Consider the following 20585-nt stretch of genomic DNA (forward strand, 5'->3'; position numbering starts at 1 on the left):
CTCTGCTCTATAGTGAACGAAGGCAGGTTTTGATCTCGTTATTGCTGTTCCCCTTTAAGCTGAAGCCTTATGTTGCGTTTGATCGTATTTAGCTATTTATTTTGTGAACTCTTCTTTCTGGTCGCTGGAGGCCAATCATGAGCAAACTTCTGGAAAACCAAGCTATTAATCTGACTCGGCTGAAGCGGCCCGAAATTCATACTCTAGGGCAGATACAGCCTCATGGCATTTTGCTGGTTTTGCAAGAGCCTAATCTCAATATCCTGCAGATTAGCCGCAATGCTGCGGCAGCCTTTGGCCGGGATCTCGACGACATCATCGGCCAGACCTTAGAAGATATTTTGGATCCCTTTCAGGTAGATAGCTTCAAAGCGGGACTAGCCTATGACAACTTAGAGCTGATCAATCCCACCAAAGTTTGGGTGCGACGCGGCGGCGATGACTACCGCGTTTTTGACGCCATTTTTCACCGTAGTGCGGATGGTTCTCTGGTTTTAGAACTTGAGCCAGCGCTCACCCAGGAAAATATCCCGTTTCTCAGCTTTTATCACCTCGCGAGAGCCTCGATCAATCAGCTTTCTGCCACCTCTAGCCTGCAAGACTTCTGCCAGGTGATTGTGCGCGAAATCCGCAACGTTACCGGATTTGAGCGCGTCATGCTTTACAAGTTTGACCATGATGGTCATGGCGAAGTGATTGCTGAAGATCGCCATGCTGAAATGGAGTCTTATCTGGGTCTGCACTATCCTGAATCCGATATTCCCCAGCCGGCTCGGCAGATGTTCCTGTCGAACTGGATTCGGATCATTCCTGACGCCGCTGCAGAACCTACAGAACTTTATCCGCTGCAAAATCCGCTGACCCAGCAGCCTACGGATCTAACCCTTTCCATTCTGCGCAGCGCCTATTCCTGTCACCTAGAATACCTGCACAACATGAAGGTGGGCGCTTCGCTGACCATTTCTCTGATGAAGGAAGGTCAGCTTTGGGGTCTGATTGCCTGCCACCACCGCACCCCCAAGCAGGTACCCTACGAGCTGCGCAAAGCCTGTGAATTTTTGGGCCGCGTCATCTTTGCTGAAATTTCTACCCGGGAAGAAGAAGCTGACTATGCCTATCAGATGAAGCTGGCTCAGGTGCAGTCCACGCTAGTGGAGCGCATGTCGGAAGATGAAAACTTTATTCGCGCCCTGGTACACTATCAGCCCAACCTGCTGGATCTAGCCGATGCCAAAGGAGCCGCCGTTTGCTTCAACGGCCAGTGGACCACTCTGGGCCGCACCCCGCCCGAAGAGGAACTAAATTATCTAGCCCAGTGGTTAGCGAAGACCGTCGATGAAGAGGTGTTTTATACCGATTCCCTGCCGCTGGTCTACTCGGATGCTGAGCGCTTCAAGGATGTGGCGAGCGGTCTGCTAGCGATTCCCATTTCCAAGCGCAGCTATGTGCTGTGGTTCCGGCCAGAGGTGCTGCAGACCGTCAACTGGGGCGGGGATCCTAACAATGCCTATGAGCTGAAAGATGATGAGGGCAAATTACGGCTCTGTCCGCGCCAGTCATTTGAGCTATGGAAAGAGACGGTGCGGCTGAAGTCGCTGCCCTGGAAGCCGATTGAAATCAAGGCCACGCTGGAGCTGCGTAAGGCCATTGTCAACATTGTTTTGCGGCAGGCCGAAGAGCTGGCGCTGCTGACCCAAGATCTAGAGCGCTCGAATGCTGAGCTGAAAAAGTTTGCCTATGTCGCTTCTCATGACCTACAGGAGCCGCTGAACCAAGTCGCCAACTTTGTGCAACTGCTAGAAATGCGCTACGACGCGGCCCTTGATCAAGACGCTAAGGAGTTCATTGGGTTTGCGGTAGAAGGGGTAAGCCTAATGCAGACCCTAATTGATGACGTACTGGTTTACTCCAAAGTCGATCTCAAAGGGGTTGAGTGGCAGTTGACTAACGTTGAGGAGCCGCTGCAGCAGGCGCTCAATAATCTGCGAGGACGCATAGCAGAAACTGGCGCTGAGATTACGGCAGATGCGATGCCCACAATTGTGGCTGATAGTACCCAACTGATGCAGATGTTCCAAAACCTGTTGGGCAACGCTATTAAGTTTAGACAACCCGATCAGCCGCCGCGCATTCATATTAAGGCACAGCGACAGGAGGAAGACTGGCTGTTTACCGTTCAAGATAACGGCATCGGCCTTGATCCACAGTTTGCCGATCGCATCTTTGTGATTTTCCAGCGCTTGCATACGCGCGACGAATATCCCGGTTCCGGTATGGGTTTGGCAATTTGTAAGAAGATTGCTGAGTGCCATCGCGGTCAGATCTGGGTTGATTCAGCTCTGGGACAAGGCGCCACCTTCTCTTTCACTATTCCTGTAGGAGGCCGCGATCGCCATCATGGCAATGGACGTCAGCAAACCAACTATCTTTTTAGTCGAAGATAATCGGGGCGATATTCGCCTAATTCAGGAAGCGCTCAAAAGTACGGCTCTGCAGTGTCAGGTTGTGGTAGCGCGCGACGGAATTGAGGCAATGGAATACCTGCGGCAAGATGGGAGCCATCAGGGCGCGGTGCGCCCTGACCTCATCCTGCTAGATCTCAACCTGCCGCGCAAAGATGGGCGAGAAGTTTTAGCTGAGATCAAGGCCGATCCGACCCTGAAGCACATTCCCATCATTGTGTTGACGACCTCGCGCAATGAGGAGGACATCTTCAAGAGCTACGACCTACACGTGAACTGCTATATCTCAAAGTCACGTAACCTGGCACAGTTATTCAAAATTGTTCGGGGGATTGAGGAATTTTGGTTGGAGACTGCCATACTACCGCCCGACATTTAGAGCTGCAATCTGCCGTTAATTTGCTGCTGGTAGAGGATAACTTGGCAGAAGCGCGGCTGCTGCAGGAACTATTGAAAGGCTCCCTGTTCAGTCGCTTTCAGCTCATCCACGTTAAACGGCTGTCAGAGGCGATCGCGCAGCTACAGGCCACCTCTTTTGGCGGCATTCTGCTCGATCTGACTCTGCCAGACAGCGCTGGGCTAGCTTCCCTAGAGGCATTGGTGCGGCAGGCTCCTAACCTACCCATCGTGGTGCTGACCAACACTAACGACAACGAACTGGCTGTAGAAGCAGTGCGGCGGGGGGCGCAGGACTATTTGTTTAAGCGCCAGATGAATCAAGATAGTCTGGTGCGATCGCTGCGCTATGCTATCGAGCGCAAACAGGCAGCTCAAGCGCTGCAGGCGGCTAACGAAATTTTAGAACTGCGGGTACAGGAGCGCACCGCTGAGCTAAAAGCCGCTAATGAACAGCTCCAGCGCGAGGTGGAGCAGCGCCAACAAATTCAAGAACGCCTCGTCTTAGCCCAGCAGGCTGCCAAAATTGGCACATTTGAGTGGCATATTCGCTCCAATGCCGTTACCTGGAGCGCTGAGCTAGAAGAAGTCTATGGCCTTTGCGCCCAGCATTACGATGACTGGATGGCTGCCCTGCACCCGGACGATCGCCCGATGGTAGAGCAGGCCATCTGGCAGGCCGTGAGTCAGGGGCACAGCCTAGACATTGAGTTTCGCATTTGCTCTGTGCCTGGCGAAATTCGCTGGATTACGGTCAAAAGCAGCCTGCTCTGCGATAGCTGCAATCTGCCCCAGCGACTGATCGGCATCCACATGGATATTACCGAGAAAAAGCAGCTAGAGACTCAGTTTTTGCGGACGCAGCGCTTGGAGAGTTTGGGCACGCTGGCAGGCGGTATTGCCCACGACCTCAACAACATTTTGACGCCGATTTTGGGGGTCGTAAAACTGCTGCCGCTCAAGATTGCTAACCTAGATCAGCAGTCGCAAGATCTGTTAAAAACCCTAGAAAATAGCGCTCAGCGTGGGGCCGACCTAGTCAAACAGATTTTGTCGTTTGCCAGAGGGGTGGAGGGTAAACGAGGCTATTTGCAGCTCAAGCACTTACTGCTGGAGGTAAAGCGCATCATCCAGCAGACGGTGCCCAAGTCAATAGAGGTCTGTCTGGATTTACCTAGCCATCTTTGGGCCGTTTCGGCAGATGCAACCCAGCTCCATCAGGTGTTTATCAATCTCTGCGTCAATGCCCGTGATGCCATGCCCGATGGCGGCCAGTTGCTCATTCAGGCAGAGAATCGGCTAATCGATCAGGCCGAAGCCAGACTTTTTTTAGAGGCTAAGCCGGGCGCTTACGTCGTTGTTAGCGTCAGCGATACAGGCACCGGCATGTCGGCTGAGATCAGCCAGCGGATTTTTGACCCCTTTTTTACCACCAAGGCGATTGGTCAGGGTACGGGGCTGGGACTGTCAGCAGTGCTAGGCATCGTTAAAAGCCACGGCGGCTTTCTTGACGTGCAGAGTCAGGTAAACCAAGGCAGCCAATTTCAAATCTTTTTGCCTGCCAGTCAGTCAGCGATCGCCCTGACGCCTGATCCCACCGTGCAGCTCCCCACCGGGCAGCAGCAGCTTATTTTAGTGGTTGATGACGAGTCGGCCATTTGTGAAATTAGCAAAGCTACGCTGGAAACCTATCAGTACCAGGTGCTGACGGCTAAGGACGGTATGGAAGCGATCGCCCTGTTTGCCGACTACAAAGACGAAATTACCGTGGTGCTGATGGATCTGATGATGCCCGTGATGGATGGCCTAGCGGCTATAACGGTGATGCGGCAGCTCCAGCCAAATGTGCAGGCGATCGCCATGAGCGGACTGACCTCTAAAGAAGCGATCGCCAGAGCTAAAACCCTGGGCTTTCAGCATTTTTTACCCAAACCCTTTACCACTGAGGACCTGCTGCAGGCTCTGCACGAGCAAATCAGCTTGGTTTAAGACGAACGACCTTTGCCCACTCTCGCTGCTAAACATCGCCCTCCGTAGCCGACTCTCTTTCTTTAGAGGCAGGTTGTCGCTGGCAGAGGGGCATAGCCTAGAAAGAAGACGCGATATTCCCTAGTTTACAAAGCGTTCCAGTTCTTCCAGGATAAAGGCAGTTCCAGCAGCGCATGGCTCATCATCAGGCTTCTCAGATTCAGCAGGTCGCCCGCAAAACGTTTGGCTATGAGGATTTGCGTCCCGGTCAGGCAGAAGTAATTCAGTCAGTTTTAGACGGTGACGATACCCTGGCGGTGATGCCGACAGGTTCTGGCAAGTCGGCTATTTATCAGATTGCGGCGCTGCTGATTCCGGGGGCAACGGTGGTCATTTCGCCCCTGATTGCTCTGCAGCAAGATCAGCTAGAAGCGATCGAAGAGCAGGACATTGCCGGGGCGGCTGTGGTCAACTCTACCCTCTCAGCAGCGGAGCGAGAGGCGGCCTTTACCGACCTAGAAAATCAAGACCTCGAATTTATCTTTCTGGCCCCAGAGCAGTTTAATAATGCCGAAACCCTGGCGCAGCTTCAGGCCGCTAAACCGTCGCTGTTTGTAGTAGATGAAGCCCACTGCATCAGCGAGTGGGGCCACGATTTCCGGCCAGCCTATCTGCGACTGGGCACTGCGATCGCCGCCCTCGATCATCCCACCGTATTGGCCCTAACGGCCACGGCCTCGCCTCTAGTGCGAGATGAAATTGTGGAGCGGTTAGGCATGAAAAAACCGCGCGTTGTCGTGCGGGGGTTTGATCGACCCAATATAGAGCTGACTGTTCACCCGTTCCACCAGGTTGAAGAGAAGCGCCCGGTTTTAATCAAGCAGGTCAAAGCCGTTGCCAAACCCGGCATCATCTACGCCGCAACGCGCAGCCACACTGAGGAAGTGGCTCAGTGGCTCCGGGAAGCCGGTATCAAAGCGGCTCATTACCACGCCGGGCTAAAAGCGGCTGAGCGGGAACAGGTGCAGGCCGATTTTATGGCCGATGAAATTGAGGTGATCGTGGCGACGACTGCCTTTGGCATGGGGGTCGATAAAGCCAATGTTCGCTTTGTGTTTCACTACGACATCAGCGATTCTGTAGATTCTTACTATCAGGAAATTGGCCGGGCCGGGCGCGATGGTGAACCGGCTACCGCCGTCTTGTTTTACTGCCCAGAAGACTTGAAGCTGCGCCGATTTTTTGCGAGCAGCGGCAAGCTAGAGGTAGATCAGGTACTGCCCGTGGTTAAAACCATGCAGGCAGCGGCTACCCCGGTTGAACTGGCCACGCTTAAAGAGACGCTGAACTTACCGGACACTAAGCTGACGAAGGTTGTGCACCGTTTAGCAGAAGCCGAGGCGATCGCCATTTTGCCTACAGGGGAAGTCGCGCTGACAGACCCAGAGGCAGATCCCCAGGAAATCGCCGCCGCGGCCACCCTAGCCCAAGAACGCCGCCAAACCTATGAGCGATCGCTGTTGGAAATGATGCGGGGCTATGCCGAAGTGCGCGACTGTCGCCGCCAGTACCTGCTCAACTATTTTGGCGAGCCGTTTCAAGATCCCTGCCATGCCTGTGACAACTGCAAGGCCGGCATTGTGGTGCAAGAAGAAGGCGATCGCCCCTTTCCTCTCACCAGCGAGGTGATTCACACCAGCTTTGGCAAAGGGCAAGTCATGCGCTACGAGGGAGACAAGATCGTCATCCTGTTTGACACGGTGGGCTATAAAACCTTCGTCACTGCTCTAATTGAGCAGAAGCTGCGGCAGGTTAGCTAAGTCCCATCAAGCTGACAGCCACACTGAGACCGAGCCGCCATTGCAGCGAAACTCAGCCCAGCCCCACTCGTTGGTATAGACCGGTTCCTGGATGTGCTCAGTCATGTCTACAAATTTCGTATTGGGCTGGCCCACCTCCATCCATTTAGAACCGCTAGGCCCATCGCTCATCAACACCGCCATCGGCTTGGGATGCTCGTCATCGCCTAACCGCGTCCAGCCAATCGTGTTCCAATGATCAAAATAGTCATATTGATCGCCGTAGGCATAGTGCTGACGGGCATAGAGAAACTTGTCTAGCAGCCAGCGGTGGGAGGGCATCCAGATTTCGTGGTCGTTGCCGTCCTTGCCTTTGTCTACATAGTGAGCGCCGTAGTAGTCGGCATAGAAGACGCAGGGATAGCCCTCGCGCCGCAGCAAAATCAGGGCATAGGCCAGGGGCTTGAACCAAGGCTCTACAACAGATTCCAGCATTTGTAGCGGTTGAGAGTCGTGATTTTCTACAAAGGTAACCGCCTTGCTGGGCTGCTGCTGCATCAGCGTCCCGTCTAAAATCCGCCGCATGTCGTAGTTGCCACCGGCATTGCTGGCTTCGTAGAAGTTATAGTGCAGCGGCACGTCAAACAGGGACATGCGACCGCCGGTAATGCCGATGAACCAGTGCAGCGCTTCAATGTCGTCTAGCCAATATTCGCCCACGGCAAACAGCTCTTTGCCGGACTTGTGCCGCACGTGATCCAGCCACTCATTAAAGAAAAAGGCGCGGATATGCTTCACCGCATCCAGCCGAAAGCCATCAACCCCAGTAGCCTCTAGAAACCACTCGCCCCAGTAGTTCATTTCGCCTCGCACCTGATCGACGCCCATATCCAAATCGCAGGCCATCAGGAAGTCATAGTTGCCCTCTCGCAAATCCACTTCGGTATCAAACTGCTTATCTTTGAGGCGATAGATCGAAAAGTCGTAGGGATCATCGGCGTTGTGATTAACGGCGTCGAAGTGCCACCAGTGCCACTTCATGCTGGAATACTGGTTGCCGCGACCGGGAAAGGTAAAGTTGCTCCAGATGCGGATGTTGCGCGGCGGGCCAGTCTCATGGTTGCGATCGTTCCAGGCTACGGGTACGGCTTCAACCACTTCGGTCTCGTCTGCGCCGTTGCGGTGATTAAAGACGCCGTCGGCATAAATTTGCAGTCCAGCAGTCTGGGCGGTTTTAATTGCAGAGACTAATTCTTCGCGGGTGCCGTATTTAGTGGCAACTGTGTCTCTTTGCGGAAATTCGCCTAGATCAAACAGGTCATAGACGCCGTAGCCGACGTCATAACCGCCACCGCTGGCTTTGTAGGGCGGGGGTAGCCACAGCGCTGTAAACCCCGCCTCGGCTATCTCCTGGGCCTTCTCCTGAAGCTGTTTCCAGTGGGTACCGCCGGGCGGAACATACCAGTGGAAGTATTGCATCATCGTGCCGTTGATTGCAGCCATCAATCAGTTCTCCCTAGTAGATTGGGCAGTAGATGTATCAGACGGAGCCTTGCTGAATTCTTGGCCTGATATCCAAACTGGCAGGCATCAGACCGATAAAATTCTTTTTGTATCCTCAAAAGCCTGGGCCGTTTTTCCCGATAGTCAAAGAAAATGGCGACTTCACGCTAGCTCAGATGGTTAGATTCGGCAGAACTTCTCAGAAAAATTTAAAAATGTCCTGACTTCGTGCAATTTGGCTGCCATAGCTAATAAGTTGCTGAGGAAAAATTAGGGATGAGCGATCTAGCTTTATTAGCGGCCCAGCTGTTCGCAGAGCAAAATTTGCAACAGGCCAATCAGGCTATTCTGACAGCTGAAATTGCGCCGATTGCAGAGGCCGCGATCGCTCCTCAGCCCCAACCCCTTGCCAGTGCGATCGCGCCTACTACGGCTTCTCGGCCTCACTTCAGCTTGCCGCTGCTAGCTGTTCAGCTCTATCAGTCGTTTTCCCCCTTAGGGCGAAGCGGGTTGGGAACCAGAAACGCGATCGCTCAGGTTAATTCGCCGTTTCCGGCTCAGCCACCAGAGCTAACGCCGCCCACCCTAGAGCAGTTACTTCAAGGCATTGCGGGCGATCGCCCTGCGCCATCGCCTGCCGAAGTCACGCCGCCGCGCCGCCAGCCGATTCAGACGGCTCCTCAGCTTAGCCGCCTGCAGACATTGCAAACCCCTGTAGAGATGCTACCTCGGTTTGTCGGGCCACGGCCCCAGTCAGGCAGCCAGCTTTTTCAGCAGCGCCACGCTGCCCTGCAGCAGGGCAAGCTCTATACGCGCCTAACGCCCAACGAGTTTCAGGCCCAGTGGGCCAATGCTACCTGGCAGCCCGCCTATGACCACTGGAAACAGCTCCTAGCTCAGGAAGCGCGGGCAATGGCGACGGGGCAGGGGCAGAATCGCCTCACCGTCGTGGTGGGGGACTCCCTCAGCCTGTGGCTGCCGCCGGAATGGCTGCCCACCGACCAGTTCTGGCTCAACCAGGGAATCTCTGGCGATACGACAGCGGGAATTCTGCAGCGGCTTTCAGCCTTCGACCAGACCCGACCGACTACGATTCACCTCATGGCAGGCATCAACGATCTGAAAAACGGGGCCAGCGATGCTGAGGTCCTGAACAACCTGCGGCAAATCGTGCAGCGCCTGCGGCAAAGCCATCCCCAAGCTCGCATCGTCGTCCACTCTATTTTGCCGACGCGCTTAGCCAGCCTGCCCAGCAATCGCATTGCCGCACTCAACCAGCACATTGCGGCTATGACCACGCAGGAAAACGCGGCTTTTCTCGACCTCCAGCCCAGCTTCAAGGACGAGCAGGGCATTCTCCGCCGCGAACTTACCACCGACGGCCTCCATCTCAGCCCCCAAGGCTACCGGGTCTGGCAGGTAGCCCTAGCGGCTCTCTAATAGCCGCAAGCTAATAACCGCAATCTACCGGACAGGCAGTAAGTTTGAGCCTATGGGATCGCGGATTGGGAACTAAGTTTTGCAATTAAGGCTTCTACCCGTTCCTGGATCTCGTCGCGTACACGCGGGAAAATTTCGGGCTGTTCTGCCGGATCATCTAGCTGCCAGTCGTCAAAGTAGTCACGGGTCAGCCACGCTGGCGGCAAATTGACGCCGCAGCCACAGAGCGAGACGACTGCGTCAAAATCATCTGGCTGGAATTCACTCAAAGCATTAGAGGTCTGATCGCTGATGTCGATGCCGATTTCTTGCATGGTGGCGATCGCTTCGGGGCGTACCTGACTGGCTTCCAAACCAGAGCTAGTCACCTCAATTTTGCCTGCCCCCAAGGTTTTTGCAAAGCCCTCGGCCATTTGGGAACGAGACGAATTCTTTTTACACACAAACATGACGCGCTTCATGGCAAATAAGATCTCCTGGCTAAAGAAAGTAAGTTCACAGTTGCCGATTTTCACAAGCGCTAGCCCCAGGGTCGAGCGCAGCGCGGATCGCTGAGGGTGGCTTTTTCTGGCTCGCGGGGAAACCAAAAGGCAGTGCGCTTACACACTTCCACCAGCATCAGCATCAGCGGCACTTCAATCAGCACCCCAACTACGGTAGCTAGGGCGGCTCCGGAGTTGAGGCCAAATAGGGTGACAGCAGTGGCGATCGCCACCTCAAAGTGATTACTAGCACCAATCAGAGCGGCGGGCGCGGCGTCTTCGTAAAACAGGCCCAGCTTCTGCGCCGCGACGTAGGTAATTAGAAAAATGAAGTTGGTCTGAATGAATAGCGGTACCGCAATCAGCAAAATATGCAGCGGATGACGCACAATCAGATCGCCTTTGAAGGCAAATAGCAGCACCAGGGTAATGAGCAAAGCAGCGATCGAAACCGGGCTGAGATATTTCAAAAACACGGTTTCAAACCAGGCTTTACCCTTATGGCGCAAAATCCAGGTGCGGGAAACGGCCCCCGCCAGCAGCGGCAGACCGACATAGACCAGCACCGACAGCACAATTGTCTCCCAGGGGACTGCCAGATTGTTGGCTGACAGCAGCCAGCGGCCCAGCGGCGCATAGAGAAACAGCATGGCTAAGGAGTTGATGGCCACCATGACCAGCGTGTGGCCCTGATTGCTAAAAGACAGATAGCCCCACATCAGCACCATCGCCGTACAGGGGGCAATCCCTAGTAAAATGGCTCCGGCAATATAGGAATCTGCGAGAAAAATCTCCACCCCACGAATAATTTCGGTCCCAGCCAGCAGCGGGCGAAACAGCCAGCCCAAAAAGAACTGGGCAAACAGCACCATCGTAAAAGGCTTAATCAGCCAGTTCACCACCAGGGTCAACAGGACGGGCTTAGGCGTTTGGGCCGCCTTCTTCGCCTGACCAAAATCAATTTTCACCATGATGGGATACATCATGAAGAACAGGCAGACTGCGATCGGGATAGACACCTGATAGAGGCTCAGCGCGTCTAAGGCGATCGCAATTCCGGGAAACAATCGCCCCAGCAGAATGCCGACCACAATGCACAGCGCCACCCAAACCGTGAGATAGCGCTCAAAGAAGCTGAGCGTCCCCCCCGCCTGCACCGCTTTAAGATTCACGTTGGCTTGGTGCGTACTCATTCCATTCTCTGACATCTTGCAAAATCACTCCGCTAAAAGCCCTCCCGCAGCGGCCCAGCCGTCCTCGTCGTGACTGCTCTTAAATGCCAATCTGCATCACTTTTATCATTTCAAAAAAACTTGATTTGTCAAGCAAAAAAGTTTGGCTGAGCCAAGTTTGACACCTGCTAAGCCTCTGGCGGGCAGGCTCTAGCGGGCAAAATTGGACTGAAGCGGCGAAACTCAGCCAAATACTGTTCCAGCAGCACGAGCTGAGGCAGGTTGAGGCTGTAGTATATCCAGCGACCTTCCTGGCGGGCGCGAATCAGCTTTGCTTCCTTCAGGCTCTTGAGGTGAAAGGAAAGCTTAGACTGGGCCACATTAAGGCGATCGCACAAATCGCAGACGCACATCTCTTGTGTTCTCAGCAGTTCAATCACCTGCAATCGCAGCGGATCGGCCAGCGCCTTGAAGCCGGAAATAACTTCTGTCGATGCAATTTGGAGCGTCTCTGCCATCAAGTTTATTTGAAATATTTTTTGGATTGCACTGGATGACAACAGTGTAGCAAGAGCGGCAAAATTCTCAGACAGCCCAGAATTTTCACTCTGCCGTTGGCTCTTTCCAGCACAAAACCACGCTATTCAGACCTCAGAGGACTAAAATTGGATGACTCACCCTTTGACTGAAGCGATTTTCACCCATGAGGTCTTATCTAGCCGCTGCCCTGCAGTTGACGAGCCTACCTGACTTAGAACACAACCTGGCTCAGGCCGAAGAACTAATCGATCTGGCGGTGCGGCAGGGGGCAGAGCTGATTGCCCTGCCGGAAAATTTTTCATTTTTGGGGGACGAAGCTCTGAAGCTAGAGCGAGCCGCCGTCATTCATCAGCTCAGCGAAAAGTTTCTAAAGACGATGGCGCAGCGCTATCAGGTGACAATTCTGGGGGGAGGCTACCCGGTGCCAGCCAGCGACGGCAAAGTCTACAATACGGCTCTGCTGATAGATCCCAACGGGGAAGAACTGGCTCGCTATGAAAAAGTACACCTGTTTGATGTCAACCTGCCGGATGGCAATACTTACCGCGAATCTAACACGGTGATTTCCGGGCAGCAGCTACCAACGGTTTATTCCTCTAAACACTTCGGGCATTTGGGTCTTTCGGTTTGCTACGACGTGCGCTTTCCTGAACTGTATCGCCACCTTTCCCAAGTCGGGGCTGAGGTGCTATTTGTGCCAGCCGCCTTCACTGCTTTTACGGGTAAAGACCACTGGCAGGTGTTGCTGCAGGCGCGGGCGATCGAGAATACCTGCTACGTGATTGCTCCGGCCCAAACCGGACGCCACAATCAGCTCCGGCAGTCCCACGGCCATGCGCTGATTGTGGATCCCTGGGGCGTGATCTTGGCGGATGCAGGGGAAGAACCGGGCATGGCGATCGCTGAAATTAAGCCTGCGCGACTAGAGCAGGTACGGCGGCAAATGCCGTCTTTGCAGCACCGAATTTTTCTCTAGAGGGGCTATCCTTCTCACGATGGACTGTCTCTAGTTTGTAAACTCAGGTAAAGTAGACAGGATGAGTTTCTAAGGCTCGAATGCTTGACCTGATCGACTCGGTAGCTAATCTAAGCCCAGTTTTTAACTTTTTTTCATCCTCTCCTCTCGTCTTAGCGGAGGCTTCAGAAGCGGAAATCGGCCCGCTCGTCCTGGCTGGCGTCCTGGCCAGCCTAATTGCTATTTACTTCGCAGCTAAGCTAGGCGGCGAGCTTTGTGCCCGCATTAACCTGCCACCGGTGCTGGGAGAGCTGGTAGGCGGCGTAGTGGTAGGCGTTTCAGCGCTAAACCTGATTGTTTTTCCGGAAAGCGCTGAAGGGACCGGCTCGCTGATTACCGATTTTCTTCAAACTACTGCCGGACTGCAGCCAGAACTGGTATCGGCTGTTTTCTCAGCTCAGAGCGAAGTCATCTCTGTGCTAGCAGAGCTAGGCGTAGTAATCCTGCTGTTTGAAATTGGCTTAGAGTCTGATCTAAAGGAGCTAATTCGAGTCGGGCCGCAGGCGGCGATCGTAGCCATCATCGGCGTGGTGCTGCCTTTTGCCGCAGGTACTGCCGGGTTAATTGCTTTCTTCGGCATTAGTACTATCCCTGCCGTTTTTGCCGGGGCGGCTCTGACCGCCACCAGTATTGGTATTACCGCCAAGGTGCTGGCCGAGCTGCAGCAGCTCAGTTCTAAGGAAGGCCAAATCATCATCGGCGCGGCGGTTTTAGACGACGTGCTTGGCATCATTGTCCTAGCCGTAGTGGCCAGTCTGGCTAAAACCGGAGAAATTGAAATTCTCAACGTGGTCTATCTGATTGTTGGCGCGGCGGTGTTCTTGGTGGGTGCTATTTTGGTGGGGCGGTTGCTCAGCCCCTACTTCGTGGCTCTGGTAGATGAGCTGCGAACCAGAGGCCAGCTCATTATTAGCTCGCTTATCTTCGCCTTTGTGCTGTCCTATATTGCCGCCGCGATTCAGCTAGAGGCGATTTTAGGAGCTTTTGCGGCAGGTCTGATTTTGGCGGAAACCACCAAGCGCAAGGAGCTAGAGGAGAAAATTACGCCGATCGCCGATATGCTAGTGCCCGTGTTTTTTGTCACGGTTGGCGCTAGAACCGATCTGAGCGTGCTAAATCCGGCAGTGCCCAGCAATCGAGAGGGGTTGATTATCGCGTCTTTTCTAATTGTGATTGCCATCATCGGCAAGGTTGTCACCGGATTTGCCATCTTTGGTCAGCCAGGCATCAATCGGCTGGCTATCGGCATTGGCATGGTGCCTAGGGGTGAAGTAGGGCTTGTCTTTGCTGGAGTAGGTTCAGCCAGCGGTGTGCTATCAGAGTCTTTGGAAGCGGCTATCATCGTCATGGTAATTCTCACGACGTTTCTAGCGCCGCCGCTGCTGCGATTGGTGTTTAAAGACACTGATGAGGCCCTCGTCTCAGAAACCGTGAAGGGTGGAGAACTGGAAGAAGCGGAATCGGCTACGGAAACAACTTAGGTCGCGATTGTCTACCCTAGGGTATAGCTACTAGGCAGCAGCGTTTTGCCCACGGTTAGACGATTTTCTGAATCAGCCTCGCTAAAACAGACCTGTGATCACGTCTTAGCGAGGAATTGTCATGCTGAGCTTTGCCAATCAGTCGCAAACACAGCTAGCTTTCGCCAGCCGCCTATCTATCGGGTTGACTGTCGGCAGCGTCTGTTTGAGCCAGGGAATAGCTGCCTGGGGGCAGACCTACAGTGATTTGAATGGTCACTGGGCTGCAAGCTGTATCAACCAGCTTAGCCAGCAGCAGATTGTTAGCGGCTATCCGGATGGTAGCTTTCGCCCGGATGCAGTGATTAACCGGGCAGAATACGCGGCGCTGATTAACCAAGCCTTTCCGGAGGCTGCGCCTGCCAGAGACGCCATTAATTTTACAGATGTCCCGGCCGGATACTGGGGACAAGCTGCAATTCAAACCGCCTATCAGCGCGGCTTCTTGTCTGGGTTTCCCAATCAAACTTTTCGTCCATCTGAGCCGATCAGCCGGGCTGAAAGCTTTGTCGCTTTGGTCAGCGGCTTAGACTATGACATTCCCAGTTCGCCCCGGCAGCTTCTTAGCTCTACCTTTACAGATGCTGAGCAAGCTCCAGACTACGCTGTGGGACAGCTAGCCGCCGCTACCCAGCAGGGCTTCCTAATTGCACCGCCAGCAGCGATCGCTGGCCCGCGCCTGAATCCAGACGGTCCGGCGACGCGATCGCAGGTAGCCGCCGCCCTTTGTCAGATTAAGCTAGACACCTCCGGTATTCCGGCAGAGTATGTGGCTCTGCCAGCAGAGCAGCCTGTCCCCCGTCCTGACATTGCGCTAACGCAGACTTGCACTAACGAGACTGCGGGGTATCGGGTGCGCTATCCTGCCGATTGGCAAACCAATCAAGGGGAAGTCACTCGGTTTTGCCGCGCCTTTGACCCCAGTGAAATCACGCTGCCAGATCGGGCCGAGAGCTTTGATGAGGCGGTCTTGATCCGGGTGGACAATATTCCTTTTGATCGGATTGCTGACGATGAGAACATCACAGAGCGGATGCTCTCACAGCGAATAGTTACCATCGATGGCCGTCAGACAATTGTGACTGAGGGCGAATCAAATGGCAGGGGACTGCTGCCAGAAGGCGTACGGACGTATCGCTATGTAGTGGATCTAGGCGATCGCATTTTGGTGGGTTCTACCTATGATGTCGCCACCGCTCAGTATGAGCGCAACAAACAGGTCTTGGCCGCCATGATGGAGAGCCTAGAACTGCTGCCGTAGCGGCCTACTGGAGCTGACGCCAGCGCTGCTGAATTTCGGCAATGGTGAAGACGGCCTCAAACCCTAATCCTTTCTCCTGGTACAGCTCAGCGCCTCCCTGCTGGCGATCTACCAGAGAAATAACCTGCTCTACCTGATAGCCTGCCTGTCGCAGGCGATCGACGGCCTTTAGGGCCGACTGTCCGGTGGTGACAACATCTTCTAGTACCACAACGGGGGTGCCCTGGGGCAAAGTCAGCCCTTCTATATAAGCCTGGGTGCCGTGGCCTTTGGCTTCCTTGCGGACGATGAGAGGGGCGATCGCCTTTCTCTCGTACGCCCCAACGATGCTAACGGCTGTCACAATCGGATCGGCCCCCAAGGTGAGTCCGGCTACTGCCTCAGTCTGCGCTGGCAGCATAGATAAAAGCAGGCGTCCCCCCATCAGGCTCCCTTCCGGGTGCAGCGTTACCTGCTTGCCGTTGATATAGTAAGTGCTGCGCTGACCGGACGACAGGACAAAGTCCCCCTCACGGTAAGCATTTTGGCAGAACAGATCGAGGAGCTGCTGCCGCACCAGCGAAAGGCTAGCCGTGGCGATCGCCGCGAGTGAGTCAGACTGAGACGAGAAAATTGCCATAGACTGATACCAACCGTAAGAAAATGAGCTATAAAGGACTCGCAGGTTGCAAATCGCTGATTTTTAAGCGCGATCGCCCAGACTGCGGCTGCTCAATCTTAAAATTTGCCTGCAGTCCCTGCAAACTATATCGAATTCCCCGCCTACAGGATAGCCAGGATGGGGTACTATAAACGGCAAAATCGAGGAGTAAGTGCTATGGGTATTCGTGTTAAATCTTTGATCGGTGCTGCCGTAGCGGCAGTGAGCAGCTCTGCCGTAATGGCCACAACCGCGATCGCCCAGGAAGTCGTTGTAGACGTTACTGCGCCTCGCACTGAGTCAGCCGCTGTTTCCGAAGCCATCAACGAAGTCTTCTATGCCAACTCCGGCACTTACTTTCAGAACCGCACTTTCTGGCGACAATTCTCCTCTATTTTTGGCCCTGGTACGTTTGGCAATGCGGCCTATCCGGAACTCGAAATTGAGCGCGATGCCGAAGCGATTCATCAAATTTATGAGTATCTGATGGCTCAGCAGTCTCGCAGCGACCTGTACCTGAGAACGCCGGATCTGCGCAATCCCTACAACACATCCATCTTGCTGCTACCAGTGTCGCAGCAGGACAGCCGCGTGGTCGGCAGCGAGTTTATCTTTGAGCGTCTACCTATGCCCTAGGGGTCAAAGGTCAACGGGGGCCTTTCGCGCTGCGCCCCTATGCCAATTCATCTCTGATCAGAGTCAGGAGCTATGGGGGATCACTCAGCCTCCAATGGCTCCTGGCTTTTCAAAATTTATCGCCGCTGTTAGAAAATAATCCAGGGTGCAGGAGTTGAACCTGCCTAACGCGAATTATGAGTTCGCTGCCTCAACCGCTCGGCCAACCCTGGCTGTTTCCCTATTCTATATTGACTCTTAAAGCTTAACGAGGCAAACCGCTCAATTTCCCAACTTTTTCGTATACTGGCAAGAATAGAAGCGATGCAGCAGACTGATGAGTCTAGAAAGAATTGACGGCTACGAAAAATATTCTAAAGTTAATTAGTCTGCTATGTTTTGGAAGTCAAAGAGGCGCTTGTTCTGAAGTGGCGCAAGTATGAGAATCAATCCGGCTATTGTTTTTACGCTAATTCTGTTATCGCTCATGTTTGGAGCGGGTATTGTCAGTGCTTCTTGGGGATATGCGCTAGGGCGTACGGCGCTTACCGGGATTCGTCAGCCTGATTCCCGCCCCTTCAGTGACTTACCGACTCAGCGCAGTGGGCAGCACAACAGCCTGGTCATCTTGCAGGAAGAGGACATTCTCGAAGACGTTAAGGCTCGCATTGAAGGCGACCTACAGTAGATGGCACCAGTGCTGGGCTACGTTAAAACCCCTTTGAATAGGATAATGCGTCCCTCTCTATGAGCCGCACTTGGGTCTAGCTTTTGCAGATGAACCCTCTAAGCGCCATCTTGCTAGCTGCATCTGCTTCGCCTTTCTTTAGTTTGACTAGGGCAGATATTTTGACTCGTCTATTAGCAGTCTTACTGTTAATCAGTATTAATGCATTTTTTGTGGCCGCTGAGTTTGCCATTGTCTCTGTGCGGCGATCGCGTATTAGTCAACTCGTGGCTGTCGGTGACGCTCAGGCCAAAACGGTACAAAGTCTGCAGCGCAGCCTCGATCGCCTGCTATCAACCACTCAGCTAGGTATCACTCTCTCTAGCTTGGCCCTGGGGTGGATTGGTGAAAGCACAATGGCGGTGCTAATTTCCTACTGGCTCAGCCAACTGCCGCTGCCCTCCACCCGCCTGCCGCTAATCACCCATTCCCTGGCAATTCCGCTGGCCTTTTTGCTGATTGCCTACCTGCAGATTGTGCTGGGAGAACTGTGTCCTAAATCCCTAGCGCTGCTCTATCCGGAGCAGCTAGCCCGCTTTCTGGGGCCGCCCAGCCTGACAATTGCTCGCTTTTTTAATCCCTTCATCTGGATCTTGAATCAGTCTACGCGCTGGCTGCTGCGGCTTTTGGGCATTCAGTATACCGGGCAGGGCTGGTATACCCGGCTGACGCCAGAGGAGCTGCAGCTGATTATCAGCACTTCAACAGAACTGCCGGGTTTAGAAGCCGAGGAGCGCGAGCTGCTCAACAACATCTTTGAGTTTCGGGAGGTGACAGCGGGCGAAGTCATGGTGCCTCGCACCAGTATTGCCGCTCTGCCCAAACAGGCGGTTTTTCAAGACCTGCTAGACGAAATTGCCGCCTCCGGCCATTCTCGCTACCCGGTGATGGGAGATTCTCTAGACGATATCTGCGGCATTATCTATTTCAAAGAGTTGGCTGCTCCCTTGGCTGCCGGCTCGCTCCCCGTAGACGCTTCTATTCAATCCTGGATTCGTCCGGCTCGTTTTGTGCCAGAGTACATGCCACTGCACGAACTGCTGCAGCTGATGCAGCGATCCGGGCAGGCTATGGTCATGGTGGTCGATGAGTTTGGCGGGACGGCGGGGCTAGTAACACTGAAAGACTTAACGGCTGAGATTATTGGTGAAGCCAATGAAGTCGAAGACGATGACAACCTAATCGTCAAGATGATAGATGAGCATACTTTTCTGGTGCGGGCCCAGACAGATATTGAAGAAGTTAATGAGCTGCTGGACATCAATTTGCCGCTGACGGAAGACTATCAGACCCTGGGCGGTTTTTTGATCTATCGAATGCAAAAAATTCCCACTCAGGGCGAAAGCCTACGCTATCAGGATCTAAATATGACGCTGATGGCTGCAGACGGGCCCCGTCTGCAGGAGATTATGGTGCATCGTCTCAGTCAGCCCGGCGACGCCGCTTTGACCTCAAGCGCCTCTTCTACCGCCCTGTCCTCGGAGTCTCTAGACTCAGAGCGCTGAGGCTTTTACTACGGTTCTCCTCTGCCTATATTCAAAGCGGATAGCCCACAGACGCTTCAAAAAGTGACACATGAATTTACTTTCCCGGATCCGGTTCCGCTCAAACTGGAAAGCAGTTGCAAAGCTGCCATCTAGAGTCTTATCGCCTCTGCTCAGCGCTTTTGAATTCTTTACAAAGAGAGGCGCTGTGGTAATATCTGGGTGACTTTGCGTAGCTGAAACAGCTCCGAAGAGGCTGCTCTGGGTCGTTCTCTTAGGCAAGGAGAAACAGGTGTGCAGGACAAGTTGATGAGTTTGGAGCTTGACATTGTGCAATCAGGCCGCAATCCCTCAGATCCCATTCGCGTAGGCGTCATCGGTGTGGGCAACATGGGACAGCACCATACCCGCGTACTGAGTCGCCTCAAAGACGTTGAGTTAGTGGGCATCTCAGATGTCAACGTGGAACGGGGACTCGATACGGCCAGTAAGTATCGGGTTCGTTTTTTTGAAGACTATCACGATCTATTGAGTCATGTGGATGCGGTCTGCGTAGCGGTGCCGACCCGGCTGCACCACGCTGTTGGCATGGCGTGTTTAACGGCGGGTATTCACGTCCTGATTGAAAAGCCGATTGCTGCCAGCATTGCCGAAGCCGAATCGTTAGTTAACGCGGCAGCAGCTTCCAACTGTATTCTGCAGGTCGGCCACATTGAGCGCTTCAATCCGGCTTTTCAAGAGCTGCATAAAGTGCTTAAAACCGAAGAACTCCTGGCCCTAGAAGCGCGGCGCATGAGTCCCTATTCTCAGCGAGCCAATGATGTGTCTGTCGTCCTAGATCTGATGATCCACGACATTGATTTGCTCCTAGAGCTGGCCAGCGCTTCGGTATCAAAACTGACGGCCAGCGGCAGTCGAGCGGCAGACTCCGGCTATCTTGACTATGTGACGGCGACTTTGGGTTTCAGTAACGGCATCGTGGCCACCCTGACGGCGAGCAAAGTTACCCATCGCAAGATTCGCACCATCATGGCTCACTGCGAAAATTCGCTGACGGAAGCGGATTTTCTCAACAACGAGATTCTGATTCACCGACAGACGACGGTTGACTGCACCAGTGACTACGGGCAGGTACTTTATCGCCAGGACGGCCTGATTGAGAAAGTCTACACCAGCAATATTGAGCCGCTGCACGCCGAGCTAGAGCACTTTGTCAACTGCGTTCGTGGGGGTGAGCAGCCTTCGGTGGGTGGGGAGCAGGCGCTCAAGGCACTGCGCCTAGCCAGCCTGATTGAGCAGATGGCGCTGGAGGGGCAGAGCTGGCAGCCTGCCTCTGAGGAAAAGCCGCTGGGCTTAGAAGCGGCTGCCGTTAGCCTGTAGCCAACATTCCGCAGGTTGCCAAAAGATTAGGTAGGTGCATAGTAAGGCTCAACATGAGCCCCCAAGAATCGGATGATTGTGCGCCGCTCATCAGTCAGGTTACTAATCTGCTTGAGGTGTCCGAACTGCACAAAATGAATGCCCTGAAACTTCTGAATGACCCACCGAAAGGTAGGGTTGA

The 20585-nt window shown here is 53.9% G+C and carries 17 protein-coding genes and 1 tRNA gene; 12 read left to right on the forward strand and 6 right to left on the reverse strand.

What is annotated here, in order from left to right; translation table 11 throughout:
- Positions 1-137: 137 nt before the first annotated feature.
- The 4 genes from QJQ48_RS10185 (at position 138) to QJQ48_RS10200 (ending at position 6646) form a co-directional block, all read left to right on the forward strand.
- Complete coding sequence (locus tag QJQ48_RS10185) at positions 138-2444, forward strand: ATP-binding protein (protein ID WP_346291113.1); 2307 nt, start codon at positions 138-140, stop codon at positions 2442-2444.
- A complete protein-coding gene (locus QJQ48_RS10190; RefSeq protein ID WP_346291114.1) occupies positions 2398-2841 on the forward strand; it encodes a response regulator in 444 nt (147 codons plus the stop codon). The genes QJQ48_RS10185 and QJQ48_RS10190 overlap by 47 nt, the downstream gene beginning before the upstream one ends.
- Entirely contained in the window at positions 2805-4847 is a 2043-nt protein-coding gene (locus tag QJQ48_RS10195) for a hybrid sensor histidine kinase/response regulator (protein ID WP_346291115.1), read from the forward strand. The genes QJQ48_RS10190 and QJQ48_RS10195 overlap by 37 nt, the downstream gene beginning before the upstream one ends.
- Before the next feature lie 173 nt (positions 4848-5020).
- Positions 5021-6646, forward strand: a complete 1626-nt coding sequence (locus QJQ48_RS10200; RefSeq protein WP_346291116.1) for a RecQ family ATP-dependent DNA helicase — start codon at positions 5021-5023, stop codon at positions 6644-6646.
- Positions 6647-6652: 6 nt separating this feature from the next.
- Here QJQ48_RS10200 and QJQ48_RS10205 read toward each other — a convergent pair whose 3' ends face one another.
- Positions 6653-8128, reverse strand: coding sequence for an alpha-amylase (locus tag QJQ48_RS10205; protein WP_346291117.1), 1476 nt, complete (start codon positions 8126-8128; stop codon positions 6653-6655).
- A gap of 276 nt (positions 8129-8404) precedes the next feature.
- Between QJQ48_RS10205 and QJQ48_RS10210 the strand changes: the two genes are divergently transcribed.
- Complete coding sequence (locus QJQ48_RS10210; protein ID WP_346291118.1) at positions 8405-9568, forward strand: GDSL-type esterase/lipase family protein; 1164 nt, start codon at positions 8405-8407, stop codon at positions 9566-9568.
- A gap of 50 nt (positions 9569-9618) precedes the next feature.
- Here the strand turns inward: QJQ48_RS10210 and arsC are convergent, their stop codons facing one another.
- The 3 genes from arsC to QJQ48_RS10225 form a co-directional block, all read right to left on the reverse strand.
- Positions 9619-10029, reverse strand: a complete 411-nt coding sequence (gene arsC / locus QJQ48_RS10215) for an arsenate reductase, glutathione/glutaredoxin type (protein WP_346291119.1) — start codon at positions 10027-10029, stop codon at positions 9619-9621.
- A 59-nt stretch (positions 10030-10088) separates the two neighbouring features.
- On the reverse strand, positions 10089-11243 hold the full coding sequence (arsB, locus tag QJQ48_RS10220) for an ACR3 family arsenite efflux transporter (protein WP_346291120.1): 1155 nt from the start codon (positions 11241-11243) through the stop codon (positions 10089-10091).
- A gap of 167 nt (positions 11244-11410) precedes the next feature.
- Positions 11411-11740, reverse strand: coding sequence for an ArsR/SmtB family transcription factor (locus tag QJQ48_RS10225; protein WP_346291121.1), 330 nt, complete (start codon positions 11738-11740; stop codon positions 11411-11413).
- A 185-nt stretch (positions 11741-11925) separates the two neighbouring features.
- Between QJQ48_RS10225 and QJQ48_RS10230 the strand changes: the two genes are divergently transcribed.
- The 3 genes from QJQ48_RS10230 (at position 11926) to QJQ48_RS10240 (ending at position 15558) form a co-directional block, all read left to right on the forward strand.
- Positions 11926-12738 (forward strand): carbon-nitrogen hydrolase family protein, encoded by an 813-nt coding sequence (locus QJQ48_RS10230; protein WP_346291122.1) that lies wholly within the window; start codon positions 11926-11928, stop codon positions 12736-12738.
- Positions 12739-12818: 80 nt separating this feature from the next.
- Positions 12819-14258 (forward strand): cation:proton antiporter, encoded by a 1440-nt coding sequence (locus QJQ48_RS10235; protein ID WP_346291123.1) that lies wholly within the window; start codon positions 12819-12821, stop codon positions 14256-14258.
- A gap of 121 nt (positions 14259-14379) precedes the next feature.
- Positions 14380-15558: an S-layer homology domain-containing protein gene (locus tag QJQ48_RS10240; RefSeq protein WP_346291124.1), complete on the forward strand. Its 1179-nt coding sequence runs from the start codon at positions 14380-14382 to the stop codon at positions 15556-15558.
- A gap of 4 nt (positions 15559-15562) precedes the next feature.
- Here QJQ48_RS10240 and pyrE read toward each other — a convergent pair whose 3' ends face one another.
- A complete protein-coding gene (pyrE, locus tag QJQ48_RS10245) occupies positions 15563-16177 on the reverse strand; it encodes an orotate phosphoribosyltransferase (RefSeq protein WP_346291125.1) in 615 nt (204 codons plus the stop codon).
- A 198-nt stretch (positions 16178-16375) separates the two neighbouring features.
- On the opposite strand from pyrE, the gene QJQ48_RS10250 reads away from it, so the two are divergent.
- On the forward strand, positions 16376-16834 hold the full coding sequence (locus QJQ48_RS10250) for a hypothetical protein (RefSeq protein ID WP_346291126.1): 459 nt from the start codon (positions 16376-16378) through the stop codon (positions 16832-16834).
- Between the two features lie 139 nt (positions 16835-16973).
- Here the strand turns inward: QJQ48_RS10250 and QJQ48_RS10255 are convergent.
- Positions 16974-17046, reverse strand: a tRNA-Ile gene (locus QJQ48_RS10255).
- Positions 17047-17252: 206 nt separating this feature from the next.
- On the opposite strand from QJQ48_RS10255, the gene QJQ48_RS10260 reads away from it, so the two are divergent.
- From QJQ48_RS10260 to QJQ48_RS10270, 3 genes are all read left to right on the forward strand, one after another.
- The gene (locus QJQ48_RS10260) at positions 17253-17501 is read left to right on the forward strand and encodes a hypothetical protein (RefSeq protein WP_346291127.1); all 249 of its coding nucleotides are present in this window, start codon (positions 17253-17255) and stop codon (positions 17499-17501) included.
- 89 nt (positions 17502-17590) lie between these two features.
- Positions 17591-19045 (forward strand): hemolysin family protein, encoded by a 1455-nt coding sequence (locus tag QJQ48_RS10265; protein ID WP_346291128.1) that lies wholly within the window; start codon positions 17591-17593, stop codon positions 19043-19045.
- 288 nt (positions 19046-19333) lie between these two features.
- The gene (locus QJQ48_RS10270; protein ID WP_346291139.1) at positions 19334-20404 is read left to right on the forward strand and encodes a Gfo/Idh/MocA family oxidoreductase; all 1071 of its coding nucleotides are present in this window, start codon (positions 19334-19336) and stop codon (positions 20402-20404) included.
- Positions 20405-20585 lie beyond the last annotated feature (181 nt).

Origin of the sequence: Sphaerothrix gracilis Ecp01 (genome assembly GCF_030405905.1) — a bacterium.
GTDB lineage: Bacteria > Cyanobacteriota > Cyanobacteriia > Phormidesmidales > Phormidesmidaceae > Sphaerothrix > Sphaerothrix gracilis.